12 protein-coding genes are annotated in these 15689 nt (G+C 66.2%); 5 read left to right on the forward strand and 7 right to left on the reverse strand.

Going from position 1 to position 15689, the window contains the following annotated elements; genetic code table 11:
- Position 1 precedes the first annotated feature (1 nt).
- The 3 genes from fabF to GDN70_RS29730 are packed head-to-tail and all read left to right on the forward strand — an operon-like array spanning position 2 to position 2823.
- Entirely contained in the window at positions 2-1264 is a 1263-nt protein-coding gene (gene fabF, locus GDN70_RS29720) for a beta-ketoacyl-ACP synthase II (RefSeq protein ID WP_152103370.1), read from the forward strand.
- A gap of 43 nt (positions 1265-1307) precedes the next feature.
- Positions 1308-1940, forward strand: a complete 633-nt coding sequence (locus GDN70_RS29725) for a LysE family translocator (protein WP_038972124.1) — start codon at positions 1308-1310, stop codon at positions 1938-1940.
- A gap of 7 nt (positions 1941-1947) precedes the next feature.
- Complete coding sequence (locus GDN70_RS29730) at positions 1948-2823, forward strand: alpha/beta fold hydrolase (RefSeq protein WP_152103371.1); 876 nt, start codon at positions 1948-1950, stop codon at positions 2821-2823.
- A 132-nt stretch (positions 2824-2955) separates the two neighbouring features.
- Here the strand turns inward: GDN70_RS29730 and GDN70_RS29735 are convergent, their stop codons facing one another.
- The 3 genes from GDN70_RS29735 to GDN70_RS29745 all read right to left on the reverse strand — a co-directional run bounded on the left by GDN70_RS29735 (position 2956) and on the right by GDN70_RS29745 (position 7631).
- A complete protein-coding gene (locus GDN70_RS29735; RefSeq protein WP_097668754.1) occupies positions 2956-3840 on the reverse strand; it encodes a 4-(cytidine 5'-diphospho)-2-C-methyl-D-erythritol kinase in 885 nt (294 codons plus the stop codon).
- A gap of 25 nt (positions 3841-3865) precedes the next feature.
- Complete coding sequence (locus GDN70_RS29740; protein ID WP_152103372.1) at positions 3866-5662, reverse strand: tetratricopeptide repeat protein; 1797 nt, start codon at positions 5660-5662, stop codon at positions 3866-3868.
- A gap of 307 nt (positions 5663-5969) precedes the next feature.
- The gene (locus GDN70_RS29745; RefSeq protein WP_097668756.1) at positions 5970-7631 is read right to left on the reverse strand and encodes an electron transfer flavoprotein-ubiquinone oxidoreductase; all 1662 of its coding nucleotides are present in this window, start codon (positions 7629-7631) and stop codon (positions 5970-5972) included.
- Positions 7632-7878: 247 nt separating this feature from the next.
- On the opposite strand from GDN70_RS29745, the gene GDN70_RS29750 reads away from it, so the two are divergent.
- Positions 7879-8685, forward strand: coding sequence for a uracil-DNA glycosylase family protein (locus tag GDN70_RS29750; RefSeq protein WP_152103373.1), 807 nt, complete (start codon positions 7879-7881; stop codon positions 8683-8685).
- Positions 8686-8842: 157 nt separating this feature from the next.
- Here GDN70_RS29750 and GDN70_RS29755 read toward each other — a convergent pair whose 3' ends face one another.
- The 4 genes from GDN70_RS29755 to GDN70_RS29770 form a co-directional block, all read right to left on the reverse strand.
- Positions 8843-10351 carry a glycosyltransferase family 39 protein gene (locus tag GDN70_RS29755; RefSeq protein ID WP_095426932.1) on the reverse strand — a complete coding sequence of 503 codons (1509 nt, stop codon included), beginning with the start codon at positions 10349-10351 and terminating at the stop codon, positions 8843-8845.
- A gap of 132 nt (positions 10352-10483) precedes the next feature.
- The gene (locus tag GDN70_RS29760; RefSeq protein ID WP_038948292.1) at positions 10484-11341 is read right to left on the reverse strand and encodes a ribonuclease HII; all 858 of its coding nucleotides are present in this window, start codon (positions 11339-11341) and stop codon (positions 10484-10486) included.
- A gap of 73 nt (positions 11342-11414) precedes the next feature.
- Positions 11415-11870 carry a VOC family protein gene (locus tag GDN70_RS29765; RefSeq protein WP_038948293.1) on the reverse strand — a complete coding sequence of 152 codons (456 nt, stop codon included), beginning with the start codon at positions 11868-11870 and terminating at the stop codon, positions 11415-11417.
- Positions 11871-11895: 25 nt separating this feature from the next.
- Positions 11896-13062, reverse strand: a complete 1167-nt coding sequence (locus tag GDN70_RS29770) for a PA0069 family radical SAM protein (protein ID WP_028141670.1) — start codon at positions 13060-13062, stop codon at positions 11896-11898.
- A 210-nt stretch (positions 13063-13272) separates the two neighbouring features.
- Between GDN70_RS29770 and GDN70_RS29775 the strand changes: the two genes are divergently transcribed.
- Positions 13273-15687: a phosphoketolase gene (locus GDN70_RS29775; protein ID WP_028141671.1), complete on the forward strand. Its 2415-nt coding sequence runs from the start codon at positions 13273-13275 to the stop codon at positions 15685-15687.
- Positions 15688-15689 lie beyond the last annotated feature (2 nt).

The following is a 15689-nucleotide window of genomic DNA, read 5'->3' on the forward strand; positions in this document are numbered from 1 at the left end:
TATGCGTCGTATCGTCGTGACGGGAATGGGCGCGGTGTCGCCGCTCGGCTGCGGTGTCGAAACCTCATGGCGCCGGCTGCTCGCCGGTCAAAGCGGACTGCGCCCGCTGCCCGAATGGGCGCAGGCGCTGCCGGCGCGCATTGCCGGACTCGTGCCCGACAAGGCCGACGATGCCGATGGCGGCTTCGATCCCGCGCAGGCCGCCGCACCAAAAGACCAGCGCAAGATGGATCGCTTCATCCTGTTCGCGCTGCTCGCGGCCGCCGAGGCGATCGCGCAGGCGAAATGGACGCCGCAGGATGCTGCCGCGCTGGAGCGCACCGCGACGATCATCGCCTCCGGCGTCGGCGGTTTCCCGGCGATGGCGGAGGCGGTGCGCATCACCGAGCAGCGCGGCGTGCGCCGGCTCTCGCCGTTCACGATCCCCTCGTTCCTGGCCAATCTCGCCGCCGGCCACGTCTCGATCAAATACGGCTACAAGGGCGAGCTCGGCACACCGGTCACCGCATGCGCCGCCGGCGTCCAGGCGATCGGCGATGCCGCGCGCATGATCCATGCGGGCGAAGTCGACATCGCGATCTGCGGCGGCGCGGAGGCCTGCATCGACATCGTCAGCCTCGGCGGCTTTGCCGCGGCCCGTGCGCTATCGAGCGGGTTCAACGCGGAGCCGGCGCGGGCCTCGCGCCCGTTCGATCGGGACCGCGACGGCTTTGTCATGGGCGAAGGCGCCGGCATTCTTGTCATCGAGGAGCTGGAGCATGCGCTCGCGCGTGGCGCCATGCCGATCGCAGAAGTGATCGGATACGGCACGACGGCGGACGCCTATCACATGACGTCCGGTCCGCCCGACGGCGACGGCGCCCGCCGCGCCATGGAGATCGCGCTTCGGCAGGCGAGCCTTGCACCGGCAGATCTGCAGCACCTCAACGCCCACGCAACATCGACGCCCGCCGGCGACGAGAGCGAGCTTGGCGCGATCGCCGCGCTGTTCGGCCGTAACCGCGGCATCGCCGTCAGCGCGACCAAATCGGCCACCGGCCATCTGCTCGGCGCCGCCGGCGGCCTCGAGGCGATCTTCACCGTGCTCGCTTTGCGCGACCAGATCGCGCCGCCGACGCTCAACCTCGAAAACCCCGATGCGGGCGCTGAGGGCATCGACATCGTCGCCGGCAGCGCGCGGCCGATGCCGATGCAACACGCAATCTCCAACGGCTTTGGCTTCGGCGGGGTCAATGCCAGCGTGATCTTCCGCCGCGCGGGCTAAACGAGAGCCTTGCAATCGCGGCCCGCTCCGTTACCAAAACAGGATGATCGAAACGAATTTCTGGCTGTTCCTGGCCGCAGCCTGTCTCATTGCCGCCGTTCCCGGCCCCGGCATCTTCTACGTTGCGGCACGGACCTTGTCGGAGGGACGCACCAGCGGGTTTGCATCGACCGCAGGCACGGCGCTGGGCGGACTGGTTCATGTGGTCGCGGGGAGCCTCGGCATCTCCGCAATCATCCTCGCCAGCGCCGAATTGTTCGCCGCCGTTAAATTCGTCGGCGCGCTCTATCTGGTCTGGCTCGGCATCAAGACTTTCCGGAGCGCCGGCCGCGCACTGTCGCTCGAGGGAGAGCCGGCCGGTGACACGTGCGCGTTCCGCGACGGCGTGCTGGTCGAGGCGCTGAACCCGAAGACCGCCGCGTTCTTCCTCGCCTTCATTCCGCAATTCCTTGATCCCGCGGGATCGAGCCCCACGCTGCAGTTCATCATGCTGGGCGCGATCTCGGTGGCGTTGAACACGCTTGCCGACGTCGTCGTGGTGCTGATGGCCTCCGCAACACGCACGCAGCTGATCGGACGGCCGCACCTGATGCGACGTCTCACGCAGGGCTCCGGCGTGTTCATTGCAGGGCTCGGCCTATCGCTGGCACTGGTGCGGCGGCCTGTGAATGGATAGCGCCCCGATGCCCGCCCCGCAAAGCCGCTTCTACGAGTCTCATGGTCTACGGCTGCATTACGCCGATTGGGGCAATGAGGGCGCGCCGCCTCTCATCCTGGTCCATGGCGGCCGCGATCACTGCCGGAGCTGGGACGTCATCGCCCGGTCGTTGCAGCCGCATTTTCATGTGGTGGCGCCCGACCTGCGCGGCCATGGCGATTCCGACTGGACCAGGGGCGGCAGCTACGCACTGACCGAATATGTCTACGATCTCGCGCAGCTCATCCGCACCATCGCAGCGTCTCAGGTGACCCTCGTCGGCCATTCGATGGGCGGCATGGTGAGCCTGATCTTCTCAGGGTCATTCCCTGAACAGGTCTCGAAGCTGGTCGTGCTCGACGGCGTGACGATGCTGCCGGACACGCCAAAGCCGCCGGCGCATGAGCGCATCGGCAAATGGGTGGTCCAGCTCGACAAGCTGCACGACCGCTCGCCGCGCCGCTATGCGACCCTGGCGGACGCAGCGGCGCAGATGGTGCTTCACAACAGGCGCCTGTCCCGCGACCTCGCGCTGCATCTCGCCACGCACGGCGCACGGCAGAATGAGGACGGTACCTATAGCTGGAAGTTCGATCCCTATCAGCGCGCCTCGGCGCCGCACCGGCTCTGGCCGGACGACCACATCACGCTGTGGTCGCGCATCACCTGCCCGACGCTGCTCTTGAACGCCGGCGAAAGTTTTCTCGCCGGTGCCAGAGCAGCAGGCCTGGAGCGTTATTTCCCGCAAGCGCGCGTCGAGACCATCGCCGGGGCGGGACACTGGCTGCAGCACGACAAGCCGCAGGAAGTGCTGGGCGAGATCCGTGGGTTTCTTGGGCTGGCCGAGGACGGCGCGGGTTAGCTCCGCTGCCGTAGGGTGGGCAAAGGCGCGTCAGCGCCGTGCCCACGTTGTCGGAAGTGGTGGGCACGCTTCCGCCTTCGCTCTTCGAGCTACGGCGGACAAGTCGCTTTGCTCACCCTACGGCACCGTCGCTTAGCTCAACGTCCCCGCATGCACCCACCAGCCGGGGTGGTCGCGCCGGATCTTTTCGGCCGCGGCATGGGTATCGGCGGGCGAGCCGTAGATCGCAAAGCACGTCGCACCCGAGCCGGACATGCGGGCCAGCTTGACGCCGGCGGAGTCGCGCAAGGCCTCCAGCACATCGCCGATGACAGGTTCGATCCGCAGCGCAGGCGCTTCGAGATCGTTGGGAACGCTTTCGAGAACGTCGACCCAATCGGCGATCGACCCACCCTCCTCCGGCCAGGCCGGAGCTCGGAAGACCGAGGTGGCGCCGACCAGGAGCTCGCCGTTGCGCAGGCCCAGCTGCTGGAAAACATCCTTGGTGGCCACAGGCACGCGCGGATTGACCATCACGCAAGGCATGCTCGGCAGTGCGAGCGGCAGCAGCTGCTCGCCGACGCCGGTCATGTCGCAAGCGCGCGAGAACAGGCACACCGGCACGTCCGCGCCGGTCGCGAGCGCGACCTTCCGCAGGCGCGGATCGTCGAGCGACAAATTGTTGAGACGCGCCAAGAGCCGCAGCGCCGCCGCGGCGTCGGCCGAGCCCCCACCGATGCCGGCGGCAACCGGCAGCACCTTGTCGAGCGCAAACGCGCCGAGCTTCAGGTTCGGCACGGCCTCCGCCAGCAGCTTGGCCGCCTTGAACACGAGATTGTCCGCGGTATCGCCGCAGGCCGCGGCCAGCGGTCCGGTGGTTGCGAGCTTCAGCTCGCCGCCCGGCTCCAATGTGAGCCGATCGGCGCAGTCGGCAAACGCGACCACGCTTTCGAGATCGTGATAACCGTCGGCGCGACGGCCGACGACGCGAAGGCTCAAATTGACCTTCGCGCGCCCTTCTTCAATCAACGCCGACATTGGCGATCAGCCCCCAACGAAAAACTCAACCGCCCTTGCCGTCGTCCTTCTTCTTTTCCGCCTGCGCGGCTGAAGAGTTCGAATTGTCCTCGGTCATGCCGTTAGCGATCTTGGCCTCGATCTTCGGAAGCTCTTCCGGCTCGGGCTTGAGGTCACGCGCATGCGCCCACTGGAACTTAGCTTCCAGCGTGCGGCCGACCCGCCAATAGGCATCGCCAAGGTGATCGTTGATGGTGGGATCCTCGGGCTTGAGGTCGATCGCGCGCTCGAGGTTCTTCACCGCTTCTTCGTAGTTGCCGATGCGGTAATAGGCCCAGCCCAGGGAATCGACGATGTAGCCGTCGTCGGGACGCTGCTCGACGGCGCGCTTGATCATCTTCATGCCTTCGTCGAGGTTCACGCCCTGGTCGATCCAGGAATAGCCGAGATAGTTGAGGACGTGCGGCTGGTCGGGCTGGAGCTCGAGCGCCTTCTTCATGTCGGCCTCGGCCTTGGCCCACTGCTTGGAGCGCTCCTCGCAGATACCACGATAATAGTACCAGACGCTGTTGGCCTTGTCGTTGCCGGGCGGCAGCACGTCGACGCCTTGCGAATAGGTCGCGCCGCAGTCGCCGAACCTCTTGCGGCCGCGCTCGATGTTGCCGAGCGCCATGATCGCTTCGAGGTCCTTGGCATCCTCCGATGTAACGCCCTTGAGGATCTTGATCGCCTCGTCGGTGCGGTCGGCGGAATCCAGATCGATGGCAAGCTGGATCTGCGCGTTACGCTTGAGCGGCGAGGTCGACGGCACGCGCTCATAGACCTTGATCGCCATCTGCGGCCGCTTCACGGACTCGTAGAGATCGGCGAGCGAGAGCAGCGCCAGCGGATGGGTCGGCTGGAGGTAGAGCGAGAGCTGGAGGTAGACCAGCGCCAGATCCTCGCCGCCGCGGCGGGTCAGCGTGGCACCGATGCCGTAGAGCGCCTCGGCGGCGCCAGCCTGGGCGGAATCGACCAGCGGCGGCATTTTCTTGCCGGCCTTGGTGTCGCGCAGGCCTTCCTGGATCAGCGGATGGCGCGCGAGCTTCTTGTCGAAGGCCTGATAGACGGTGGTCGCGGCGGCGGAGTCCTTGTTGCGCGACAGCCAGCGCGCATAGGCTTCGGTCACGCGCAGCATGGAATCGTCGAGCTTGTAGGCGCGCTCGAAGCGGGTACCGGCGTCCTTCTCCTTGCCGGAGAGCTCGAGGATCATGCCGGCGTGAAGGTCCTTGAACAGCGGGTACCATTCGGGACCTGCCAGCTTGTCGATGGTGGCGACACCGCCCTTGGCGTCCCCGGCACCGTAGGCGGCCCAACCCGACAGCAGCGTGGCGACGAGATCGGTGATCGGACCGCGGATCGACTGGTTGATGTTGGTCTGCGCGGCTGCGTACTTCTTCACCTTGAGATCATGCACGCCGACGACGAGACGCGCGACGCGGTTGGTCTTGTCGATGGTGAGGACGCGCTCGGCGAGCTTGACCGCTTCGTCGATGTCGCCGTCGGCGACCGACGAGATGAAGGCGCGGTCAAGCAGCTCGTTGTTCTTGGGATCGGTGCGCAGGGCCGAGCGGTAGAACGCAGCGGCGGAGGCCGCGTCGCGCTCGACGCTGGCATGGCGGGCGGCGAGATAGCTACCGGCACCCGTGAGCGACTTCAGATCGTTTCGGGTCGGAAACTGCGCCGCCGTGTTCTCCGGGTGATCCGGCGTCTGCGCCAGGACGCTGCCGGGGACGGTCGCGATCGCTGTGCCCATGAGGGCGATGGCAGCAACAGTCCAGCGGTTGAAACGATTTGAAAACATCAGGGCTCGCCTTGAGTTGGTAGTGCCTGGGTTTGCAGCAGAGGGCCGTATCGCATGCGAACGCGGGCGGTGGCATCGGGACCCGGAACCGTCCGGCGGACAATGCCGCTTTTGGCGCTTCGCCGCAAGGATTCGGGCCGGACGATCCCCTCCGCACGCCTTAAATCGGCCAAGTGACCGGCCAAGAGCGGTCCCAAGACGCTGCCAGTATGGCCTTATCGTGGCCGCGACCGGTGGCCGCAGCCGTGTCCTCACGCGAACGTGCGCCGGATCACCCTCGTGATCAGGTCCTTTGCTCGGCCGGCCCTTACATCGCCTCGTAGTTCGGACCGCCACCACCCTCCGGAGGAACCCAGGTGATATTACCGTTGGGGTCCTTCACGTCGCAGGTTTTGCAGTGGACGCAGTTCTGGGCGTTGATCTGGAAGCGCGGGCTCGTGCCCTCCTCGACCCATTCATAGACGCCGGCCGGGCAATAGCGATTCGAGGGACCGGCGAACACGTCGTGCTCGGAGGTCTTTTGCAGGTTCATGTCGGTGACCTTGAGATGGACCGGCTGGTCCTCCTCATGATTGGTATTGGACAAGAACACCGAGGACAGCTTGTCGAACGAGATCTTGCCGTCCGGCTTCGGGTAGTTCTTCGGCGTGTGCTGCTTGGCCGGATCGAGCGTGGCGCGATCGGGTTTGGCGTGCGCCTGGGTGCCGAACAGCGAAGCGCCGAACAGCGTGTTACACCACATGTCGATGCCGCCGAGTGCGACGCCCAGCACGGTGCCGAACTTCGACCACAGTGGCTTGACGTTGCGGACCAGGAACAGATCCTTGCCGACCGACGACGAGCGCCACGCATTTTCGTATTCGACGAGTTCGTCATTGGCGCGATCGGCGGCCAGCGCCGCCGCGACATGTTCAGCCGCGAGCATGCCGGTGCCCATCGCATTGTGCACGCCCTTGATGCGCGGCACGTTGACGAAGCCGGCCGCGCAGCCGATCAGCGCGCCGCCGGGGAAGCTCAGCCTCGGCACGGACTGGTAGCCGCCCTCGGTAATGGCGCGCGCGCCATAGGCGAGACGCTTGCCGCCTTCAAAGGTGCCGCGGATCGAAGGATGGGTCTTGAAGCGCTGGAATTCATCGAACGGCGACAGGTACGGATCGTCGTAGTTCAGATGCACGACAAAGCCGACGGCGACGAGGTTGTCGTCGTAATGATAGAGGAACGAGCCGCCACCGGTCTTCAGGTCGAGCGGCCAGCCGAAGGAATGCTGGATCAACCCCTTCTGGTGCTTGGCGGGATCGATCTGCCAGACTTCCTTGAGGCCGATGCCGAACTTCGCCGGCTCGCTCTTGGAGTCGAGCGCGAACTTGGCGATGAGCTGCTTGGTCAGGCTGCCGCGGGCGCCTTCGGCGAACAGCGTGTACTTGCCGAGCAATTCCATGCCACGGGTGAAGGAGTCCTTCGGCTTGCCGTCCCGGCCGATGCCCATGTCGCCGGTGGCAATGCCCTTGACGTTGCCGGCGTCGTCATAGAGCACCTCGGCCGCGGCGAAGCCCGGATAGATCTCGACGCCGAGCGCTTCCGCCTTGCGCGCCAGCCAGCGGCAGACATTGCCGAGCGAGCCGATGTAGCAGTGATGATTGTCCATCAGCGGCGGCATCATGAAGTTCGGCAGCTTGATCGCGCCGCCGGCCGTCATCCAGTAGAAGCGGTCGTCCTTCACCTGCGTTTTCAGCGGGCAGTCGGAATCCTCGCGCCAGTCCGGAACGAGCTTGTCGAGCCCGGCCGGATCGATCACGGCACCGGAAAGAATGTGCGCGCCGACCTCCGAGCCCTTCTCCACCACGACGACGTTGAGATCGGCGTTGAGCTGCTTCAGCCGGATCGCAGCCGACAGGCCCGAGGGGCCGGCGCCGACGATGACGACGTCGAATTCCATGGATTCGCGCGGGGGAAGTTCTTCGGTGCTCATCTGATCTCAGCCCTTGAGACGGTCCTTGGTCATTTGCGCCCTCTTGTTTCCGATTTTTCCGGGTAGGACAACCACGGAAATGCGTTTCGCCGGGGTGCAAAGGGGGTGCAAGGCGCCCTAAACTGGACTTCCCCGGTTCTGGTAGGCCAGAACCGGGGAAGTCCCATCTTTTTTGACGCGTTTTCTTCACGCGAACCGAGTGCCCACTTCGCTCGAAAACGCTATGCTCTAATAGTCAGACTTTCCCATGATACCCGAACCCGCACCCACCGTCCGCGAGCTTCTTGCCTTCTATCTGGAGGCCGGCGTCGATTGCGCGCTCGCGGAGGAACCGATCGACCGCCTGGCGGAATTGGATGCCCCGCCGCCGGCCCCGCGCGTGGCGCCTCCGGTCGAGGCACCGCGGCCGGTCGCCGCGCCGGCGGTGATGCGCGGCGAGGCCGCACCTGCGCCCGACATCGCGATTGCCTCGGCGCGCGAGGCTGCGCGCACTGCGCCGACGCTGGACGCGCTACGCGAGCTGATGCAAGGCTTCGAGGGTTGCGCGCTGAAGCACACCGCGACGCGATTGGTATTTGCCGACGGCAATCCGCAGGCGCGCATCATGTTCGTCGGTGAGGCGCCGGGCCGCGACGAGGACATCGAGGGGCTGCCCTTCGTCGGGCGCAGCGGCAAGCTGCTCGATCTCATGATCGGCGCGATCGGCCTCAACCGCAGCACGGCCTACATCGCCAACGTGATTCCGTGGCGGCCGCCCGGCAATCGCACCCCGACGCCGCAGGAGACGCAAATCTGCCTGCCCTTCATCCAGCGCCAGATCGAACTGGTGAATCCCGACGTGCTGGTGACGCTTGGCAATCCCTCGACGCAGACGCTGCTCGGAACGCGCGAGGGCATCATGCGCACCCGCGGGCGCTGGTTCGACTACGAGACGGGGGCGCGCACCATCCGCGCGCTGCCGACGTTCCATCCGGCCTATCTGCTCCGCTCGCCGTCCTACAAGCGGCTGGCCTGGCAGGATCTGCGCGCGATCGCCAAGGTGCTGACGGGGTAGCGAGCTCTCGTGTCCCGGACGCGGTGCGGCACGCAGTGACGCTCCGCAGAGCCGGGACCCAGAAAGCAACACAGTACGATGCGGCGGGATGGCCCCGGCTCTGCAGCGCACCGCCGAAGAGGCGCGGCGCAGCGTCCGGGGCACGAGACCTACGTCCTCACGTCCCCTTCGGCCGCACGATGGCCCAGCCGACGCGCAAGAGCTGCTGGCGACCGGTCACCAGCCATTCGAAGGCGCGCGGGACTTCCGGGACGATGCCGGGAAAGCGCTTGAGGATGTCCGGCGGCGGCGTGCCGGCGGTATCGGAAGCGCGCCAGACCACGACGCCGCCGGTCTCGCTGAATTTGGCCTGATTGATCCACGGCGTGCGCGCAGGGTCGGCGTCGATGAAGAGATGCGGCCGGCCGGAATGCAGCGTGATCAGGCTCGCAAGCGAGGTCTCGCCGGCCACCGCACGCAGGCGATGGTTGGTGCGGCGGGCAAAGCTCTCGTCGAAGAAGTCCGAGATCGCGCGCGCCGGCATCGAGGTCGCGATCTCGTTCGTGCCGGTCCAGGGCAGCAGCAGGACGGCGAGCACGACGCCGACGGCCGGCGCCACGACGGCGGCGGCCCAGACCGTCCGCAGCATCCGCGCACGGCGCATCGCGATGAGATCGCCGGCTGCGACCACCACGGCAAGCCCGGACACAACCAGCACGACGCCGGCGCCGCCGACGACGGAGTCGAGCCCGAGCAGGCCGGAGATGAGCACCGCACCCAGCGCCGGCGCCAGCGCGAAGAAATAGACGAAGTTGCGCGCCAGCGGCTCGACCGGTGGTCGGTAGATGATCGGCGGCTCCTCGCCCTTGCCGGCGAACAGCCCGGTGTTGAGGAATGTCAGCGCCGGGATCGCAGCGGCCCCGAGCACGAGGCCGCCGAACAGCCAGGCCGCATGCAGGGCGCGGGCATCCAGCTCCGCAACTTGCGGCAAGGCCGGCATCACCAGCGTCTCGGCGCGCATCAGCCAGACCGCGTAGGGCAGCGCCAGCACCGCGACGACAACAAGCGCGAACAGCGGATCGAGCGCGCGCAGCGTCCGGCGGCCGCCGGCGGTCGAGACCGCGAAGACGACGAGCAGCAGCAGCAGGAAGATCGCCGCAGGCGTCGTCAGCAGCAGGAGACCGGCCTCGATCGACCAGGCGAACCAGGCATTGCCGCGACGCTGGCCGATGATCTGCCAGGAGTGCAGCAGCAGCAGCGCCCAGAGCGGCCGGGCCAGGACAAGCGGGCCGAAGTCGAGCGCCGACGAGGAGAAGGCGAGCACCGTCATGGTCAAGAGCACCGCGAGCACCGCCTGCTGCGAGCCGACCACGGCGCGGGAGAGATGATAGAGCGCAATGAACGTCGCGATCTCGCAGAGCTCGGCGAGCACATAGACGCCGAACATGTGGCCGCCGGCGGCGCGATAGGCGATGTCGGCGAGCCAGACCGGCAAGGGCGGACCGAGATCGGTGCCGACCTGGTATTCGCGTCCGAAAGCCAGGAGCGTCGCAAGGCTGCCAGGCGGGCTGCGGTAGAACACCAGCGCCACGAACAGCCACATCGCGGCCTGCAGCAGCACGGCGATCCAGACGATCAGCCGCGGCCGGGCGCGAATGAGCTCGATGACCAGGGAGGTAAACCGCATGCAACGCCCGAAAGATGCAGCCAACCCGTCCAGCCGGCCCTATTCGCTCACAAACACTTTGATAAGGGGCGCTGCGCGTTGTGGCAACGACGGTTTCCTCGTCATGCCCTGGCTTGTCCCGCCTGGCTAACTCTAGAGATTCGCCGACGCGTCGATTTCGACGCTGGCTTCCACCGGCACCTCGACCTCGGTCACCGCAAACAGATCCGGCACCGGCTCGACGGTCCACGGCATGTGCTTGGCGCGTGCGGCCGCGACCGGGGCGAAGAAGCGGCGGTGATGGACGGAGGGGCCGAGGCGGTCGAGCGCGTCGAGGTGCTCGGGGACGGCGTAGCCCTTGTGCTGCTCGAAGCCGTAGCCGGGACAGTCCTGCGCCAGAGCGCACATCAGGCGGTCGCGCGTCACCTTGGCGATGATGGAGGCCGCCGCGATCGACAGCACGATGCCATCGCCGCCGATCACGGCTTCGCAATCGCAAGGAGTGTCGAGCCGGTCGCGGCCGTCGACGAAGACGTGCCTGGGCGCCTCCGGCAGTGCCACGACGGCGCGCTTCAGCGCCCACAATGAGGCGCGCAATATATTGTCGCGGTCGATTCGCGAGGGCGAGGCGACGGCGACCGAGACCTGGGCGGTGGCGCAGATCTTGTCGAACAGTTTTTCGCGCTCCTCCGCCGTCAGGCGCTTGGAATCGTCGATGCCGCGCGGGATGCGGTCGGGGTCGAGAATCACGGCTGCAGCCACCACGGGGCCGGCGAGCGGCCCGCGGCCGGCCTCGTCGCAGCCGGCGACCGGCCAGACGCCGCACTTGATCAGCGCGCGCTCGCGCCGGAAGCTCGGCGGTGCGACCGCGATGATGCCTTTCTTGCCTGCGGGAACGGTCGTTGTTTTGGTCGCAGGCGCTTTGCCGGCCTTGGCGGGCGCTGCCTTTTTCGCAGCGTCCTTCCTTGGCGCGTCTTTGGCCGGTGTCTTGGCGGACTTGTCCCGAATCATGGCGGGGATCGTGCGCAAGCGGCCCGGCCGGCGCAACCGGGAACCCGGCGCAATTCCCGTTATTCAGGCCGCCCTACTCCGCCAGATGCACCCGCCGGTCCTCGCCGACCTCGATGCCGGGTGCGACCACGACCTCCCAGGGATGGCCGTCGGGATCGGCAAAATAACCGGAATAGCCGCCGTAATCGGTCTCGTGCGCGGCCTTCGCGAGCTTTGCCCCCTTGCCGAGGGCAAAGGCCAGCACTGCATCGACCTCCTCTCGGGTCCGACAGTTCCAGGCGATCGTGATGCCGCGGAAGGTCGATGGCCTCGGCTGGTCCGGCAACGCCGCGTCGGCCGCGAGCTGATCCCAAGGATACAGCGCGAGCACCGGACCGCAGGTATCGTAGAACGCCACCGCCTCGCCGGTCGCCTTTAGCCGGCGCGAGAACCCGAGCGCGTCGTAAAAGGCGATGCTGGCGCGGATATCGCTGACACCGAGCGTGATGACGGTGAGCCGCGGCACCGGAGCCGAAACTTGCTTACTCATACGACACCTCTTCCACACTTCCCGCTCAGAACAGGCTCAGCTGATCGCCGTTCCGCTTCGGCCGGGCAAAATGATCCGTGGTCAGCTTGGAGCGCCTTTTGTTGAGGCCGAGCCTGTCGCAGGCGATCTCGAAGCGGCGGCCGATGGTCCAGGCCATCGGTCCGGTGCCCTTCATCCGCTCGCCCCATTTCGCATCGTAGTCGCGCCCGCCGCGCATGTCGCGGATCAGCGTAAAGACGTGGCGATAGCGGTCCGGATAGTTCGCCATCAGCCATTCGCGGAAGAGATCGCGCACCTCCAGCGGCAGCCGCAGCAGCACATAGGAGGCCTCCTTGACGCCGGCATGGGCGGCCGCGTCCAGGATGCGCTCGATCTCGGAATCGTTCAGCGCGGGGATCACGGGCGCGACCATCACGGTGGTCGGGATGCCGGCGTCCGAGAGCTGCTTCAGCGCTTCCAGCCGCTTCGGCGGCGTCGAGGCGCGCGGCTCCATGGTGCGCGCCAGCTTCGGATCGAGCGAGGTGACCGAGATGGCGACCTTGGCGAGGTTGCGCTTGGCCATCCGCGCGAGAATATCGATGTCGCGCACCACCAGCGCCGATTTGGTGACGATGCCGACGGGATGGCCGGCACGCTCGAGAACCTCGAGGATGCCGCGCATGATTTTGCGCTCGCGCTCGATCGGCTGATAGGGATCGGTGTTGGTGCCGATCGCGATCATCCGGGGCTCATAGCCGGTCGCGGCGAGCTCCTTCTCCAGCAGCGCCGGCGCCTCGGGCTTGACGAACAGTTTTGACTCGAAGTCGAGCCCCGGCGACAGGCCGAGATAGGCATGGGTCGGCCGCGCGAAGCAATAAACGCAGCCATGCTCACAGCCGCGATAGGGATTGATCGAGCGATCGAAGCCGATATCGGGGGAATCGTTGCGGGTGATCACCTTCCGCGAGGTGTCGACCCCGACACTGGTCTTGAACGGCGGCAGCTCTTCCAGGCTCTGCCAGCCGTCGTCGAAGGCGACGCGCGCCTCGGCCTCATAGCGGCCGCTGGCATTGGACTGTGCGCCCCGCCCTCGCCTGCGCGCGCGGTCGATGGCGACGCCAAGTTCTGGAAAGTCAGAGTCCACACCCGCCGGCTCGGAGGGCGCCTTGACCGGCGGGTGCTTGAGAGCATGAGACGATGCTGCTGGACTCATGAAGCCAGGATAGCACGACAACGGAACAAATCAAGAACACAAACAAAAGATGGGAAAACAACCCCATGCACAGTAGCCGCCCAAATTTCGGGCGCGGTCCTTTGACCTCACGCAACATGCCCGTCGCAACGATTTCGTTTGATGCCGGCCAGGGATCAATCGTCGCGGAACAATGTTGGTGACGATCGCCGGGTGAAGGTCAGCAGGAACATGGCAAATCAACAACAATCGGCCGCGGCAAGCAGCAACCTCGACCTCCTCGATCGCTACTGGCGCGCCGCGAACTATCTCTCCGTCGGGCAAATCTACCTGCTCGACAATCCGCTGCTGCGCGAGCCCCTGCGGGCCGAGCACATCAAGCCGCGCTTGCTCGGCCATTGGGGCACGACGCCCGGCCTGAACTTCATCTACGCCCATCTCAACCGCGTCATCCGCGCGCTCGATATCAGCGTGCTCTATGTCTGCGGTCCCGGCCATGGCGGTCCCGGCATGGTCGCCAACACCTATCTGGAGGGCAGCTACAGCGAGATCTATCCCGACATCGCGCGCGACAAGGACGGATTGCGCGAGCTGTTCAGGCAGTTCTCCTTCCCAGGCGGCATTCCGAGCCACGCGGCACCGGAAACGCCGGGTTCGATCCACGAAGGCGGCGAACTCGGCTACGCGCTGGTGCACGCCTACGGCGCGGCGTTGGACAATCCCGATCTGATCGTGGCCTGCGTCGTCGGCGACGGCGAGGCCGAGACCGGCCCGTTAGCTGCGTCCTGGCACTCCAACAAGTTCCTGAACCCCGCGCATGACGGCGCGGTGCTGCCGATCCTGCATCTGAACGGCTACAAGATCGCCAATCCGACCGTGCTCGGGCGAATGCCCAACAGCGAGATCCGCGATCTCTTTCGCGGCTTCGGCCACGAGCCGCTGTTCGTCGAGGGTGATGATCCCAAATTGATGCACCAGGCCATGGCGGACGCGCTCGACGTCGCGCTCGCCAGCATCCGCTCGATCCAGCAGCACGCACGGGACGGGCGCAAAAGCGTCGAGCGGCCGCGCTGGCCGATGATCGTGCTGCGCAGTCCGAAGGGTTGGACCGGTCCGAAAGAGGTCGACGGCAAGAAGGTCGAGGGTTTTTGGCGCGCGCATCAAGTCCCGGTGGCGGGCTGTCGCGAGAACCCGGCGCACCTCAAAGTTCTCGAAGACTGGATGCGCAGCTACGAGCCCGAAAAGCTGTTCGACCAGAGCGGCGCGCTCATTCCAGAACTTCAGGCGCTCGCGCCCGAAGGCATTCGCCGCATGGGCGCCAATCCGCATGCCAATGGTGGCCTGCTCAAAAAGGAGCTGAGGCTGCCGGACTTCCGCAGCTTTGCCATCGAGGTGCCGCAGCCCGGCGGCGCCATCGGGGAAGCGACGCGCGAGCTCGGCAAATTCCTGCGCGACGTCATCCGCCTCAATGCGAAGGAGCGCAATTTCCGCATCATGGGCCCGGACGAAACCGCGTCAAACCGGCTGGACGCGGTGTTCGAGGAGACCGAGCGGGTCTGGATGGAGCCGATCGAGCCCTATGACGTGCACCTCGCGCAAGACGGCCGCGTGATGGAAGTCTTGAGCGAGCATCTCTGCCAGGGCTGGCTCGAGGGCTATCTGCTCACCGGCCGCCATGGTTTCTTCTCCTGCTACGAGGCCTTCATCCACATCGTGGATTCCATGTTCAACCAGCACGCCAAATGGCTGAAGGTCACGCGCGATCTGCCATGGCGGCGCCCGATCGCCTCGCTCAATTATCTCCTGACCTCGCATGTCTGGCGGCAGGACCATAACGGCTTCAGCCATCAGGATCCCGGCTTCGTCGATCTCGTCGCCAACAAGAAGGCCGACATCGTCCGCATCTATTTCCCGCCCGATGCCAACACGCTGCTGTGGATCGCAGATCACTGCCTACGGACCTACAACCGCATCAATGTCATCGTCGCCGGCAAGCAGCCGGCGCCGCAATGGCTGTCGATGCAGGACGCTGCCACGCATTGCGATGCCGGCATTGGCATCTGGAGCTGGGCGGGGACGGAAGATGCGGGCCAGGAGCCCGACGTGGTGATGGCCTGCGCCGGCGACGTACCGACGCTGGAGACGCTCGCCGCCGTCGACCTGTTGCGCAAGGCGCTGCCGGATTTGAAGATCCGCGTCGTCAACGTCGTCGATCTCATGACGCTGCAACCGAAAGACCAGCATCCGCACGGCCTGTCCGACCGCGACTTCGACAGCCTGTTCACGCGCGACAAGCCTGTCATCTTCGCCTATCACGGCTATCCCTACCTGATCCATCGGCTGACCTATAACCGCACCAATCATGCCGGCATGCATGTGCGCGGCTTTGCCGAGGAAGGCACCACGACGACGCCGTTCGACATGGTCGTGCTCAACGAGCTCGACCGCTACCACCTCGCGATCGAGGCGATCGAACGCGTGCCCGGGCTCGCGGCCAAGGCTGCGCAAGCGAAGCAGCAATTCCGTGACAAGCTGATCGAGCATTCGCGCTATGTGCGCGAGCACGGCGAGGACATGCCTGAGATCCAAGGCTGGGTCTGGCCTAACAGCTCCGGCGGCAATACCCCGGCCGAAGCCGGCGACTAGCC

Origin of the sequence: Bradyrhizobium sp. TM102 (assembly GCF_009176685.1) — a bacterium.
Lineage (GTDB): Bacteria > Pseudomonadota > Alphaproteobacteria > Rhizobiales > Xanthobacteraceae > Bradyrhizobium > Bradyrhizobium ottawaense.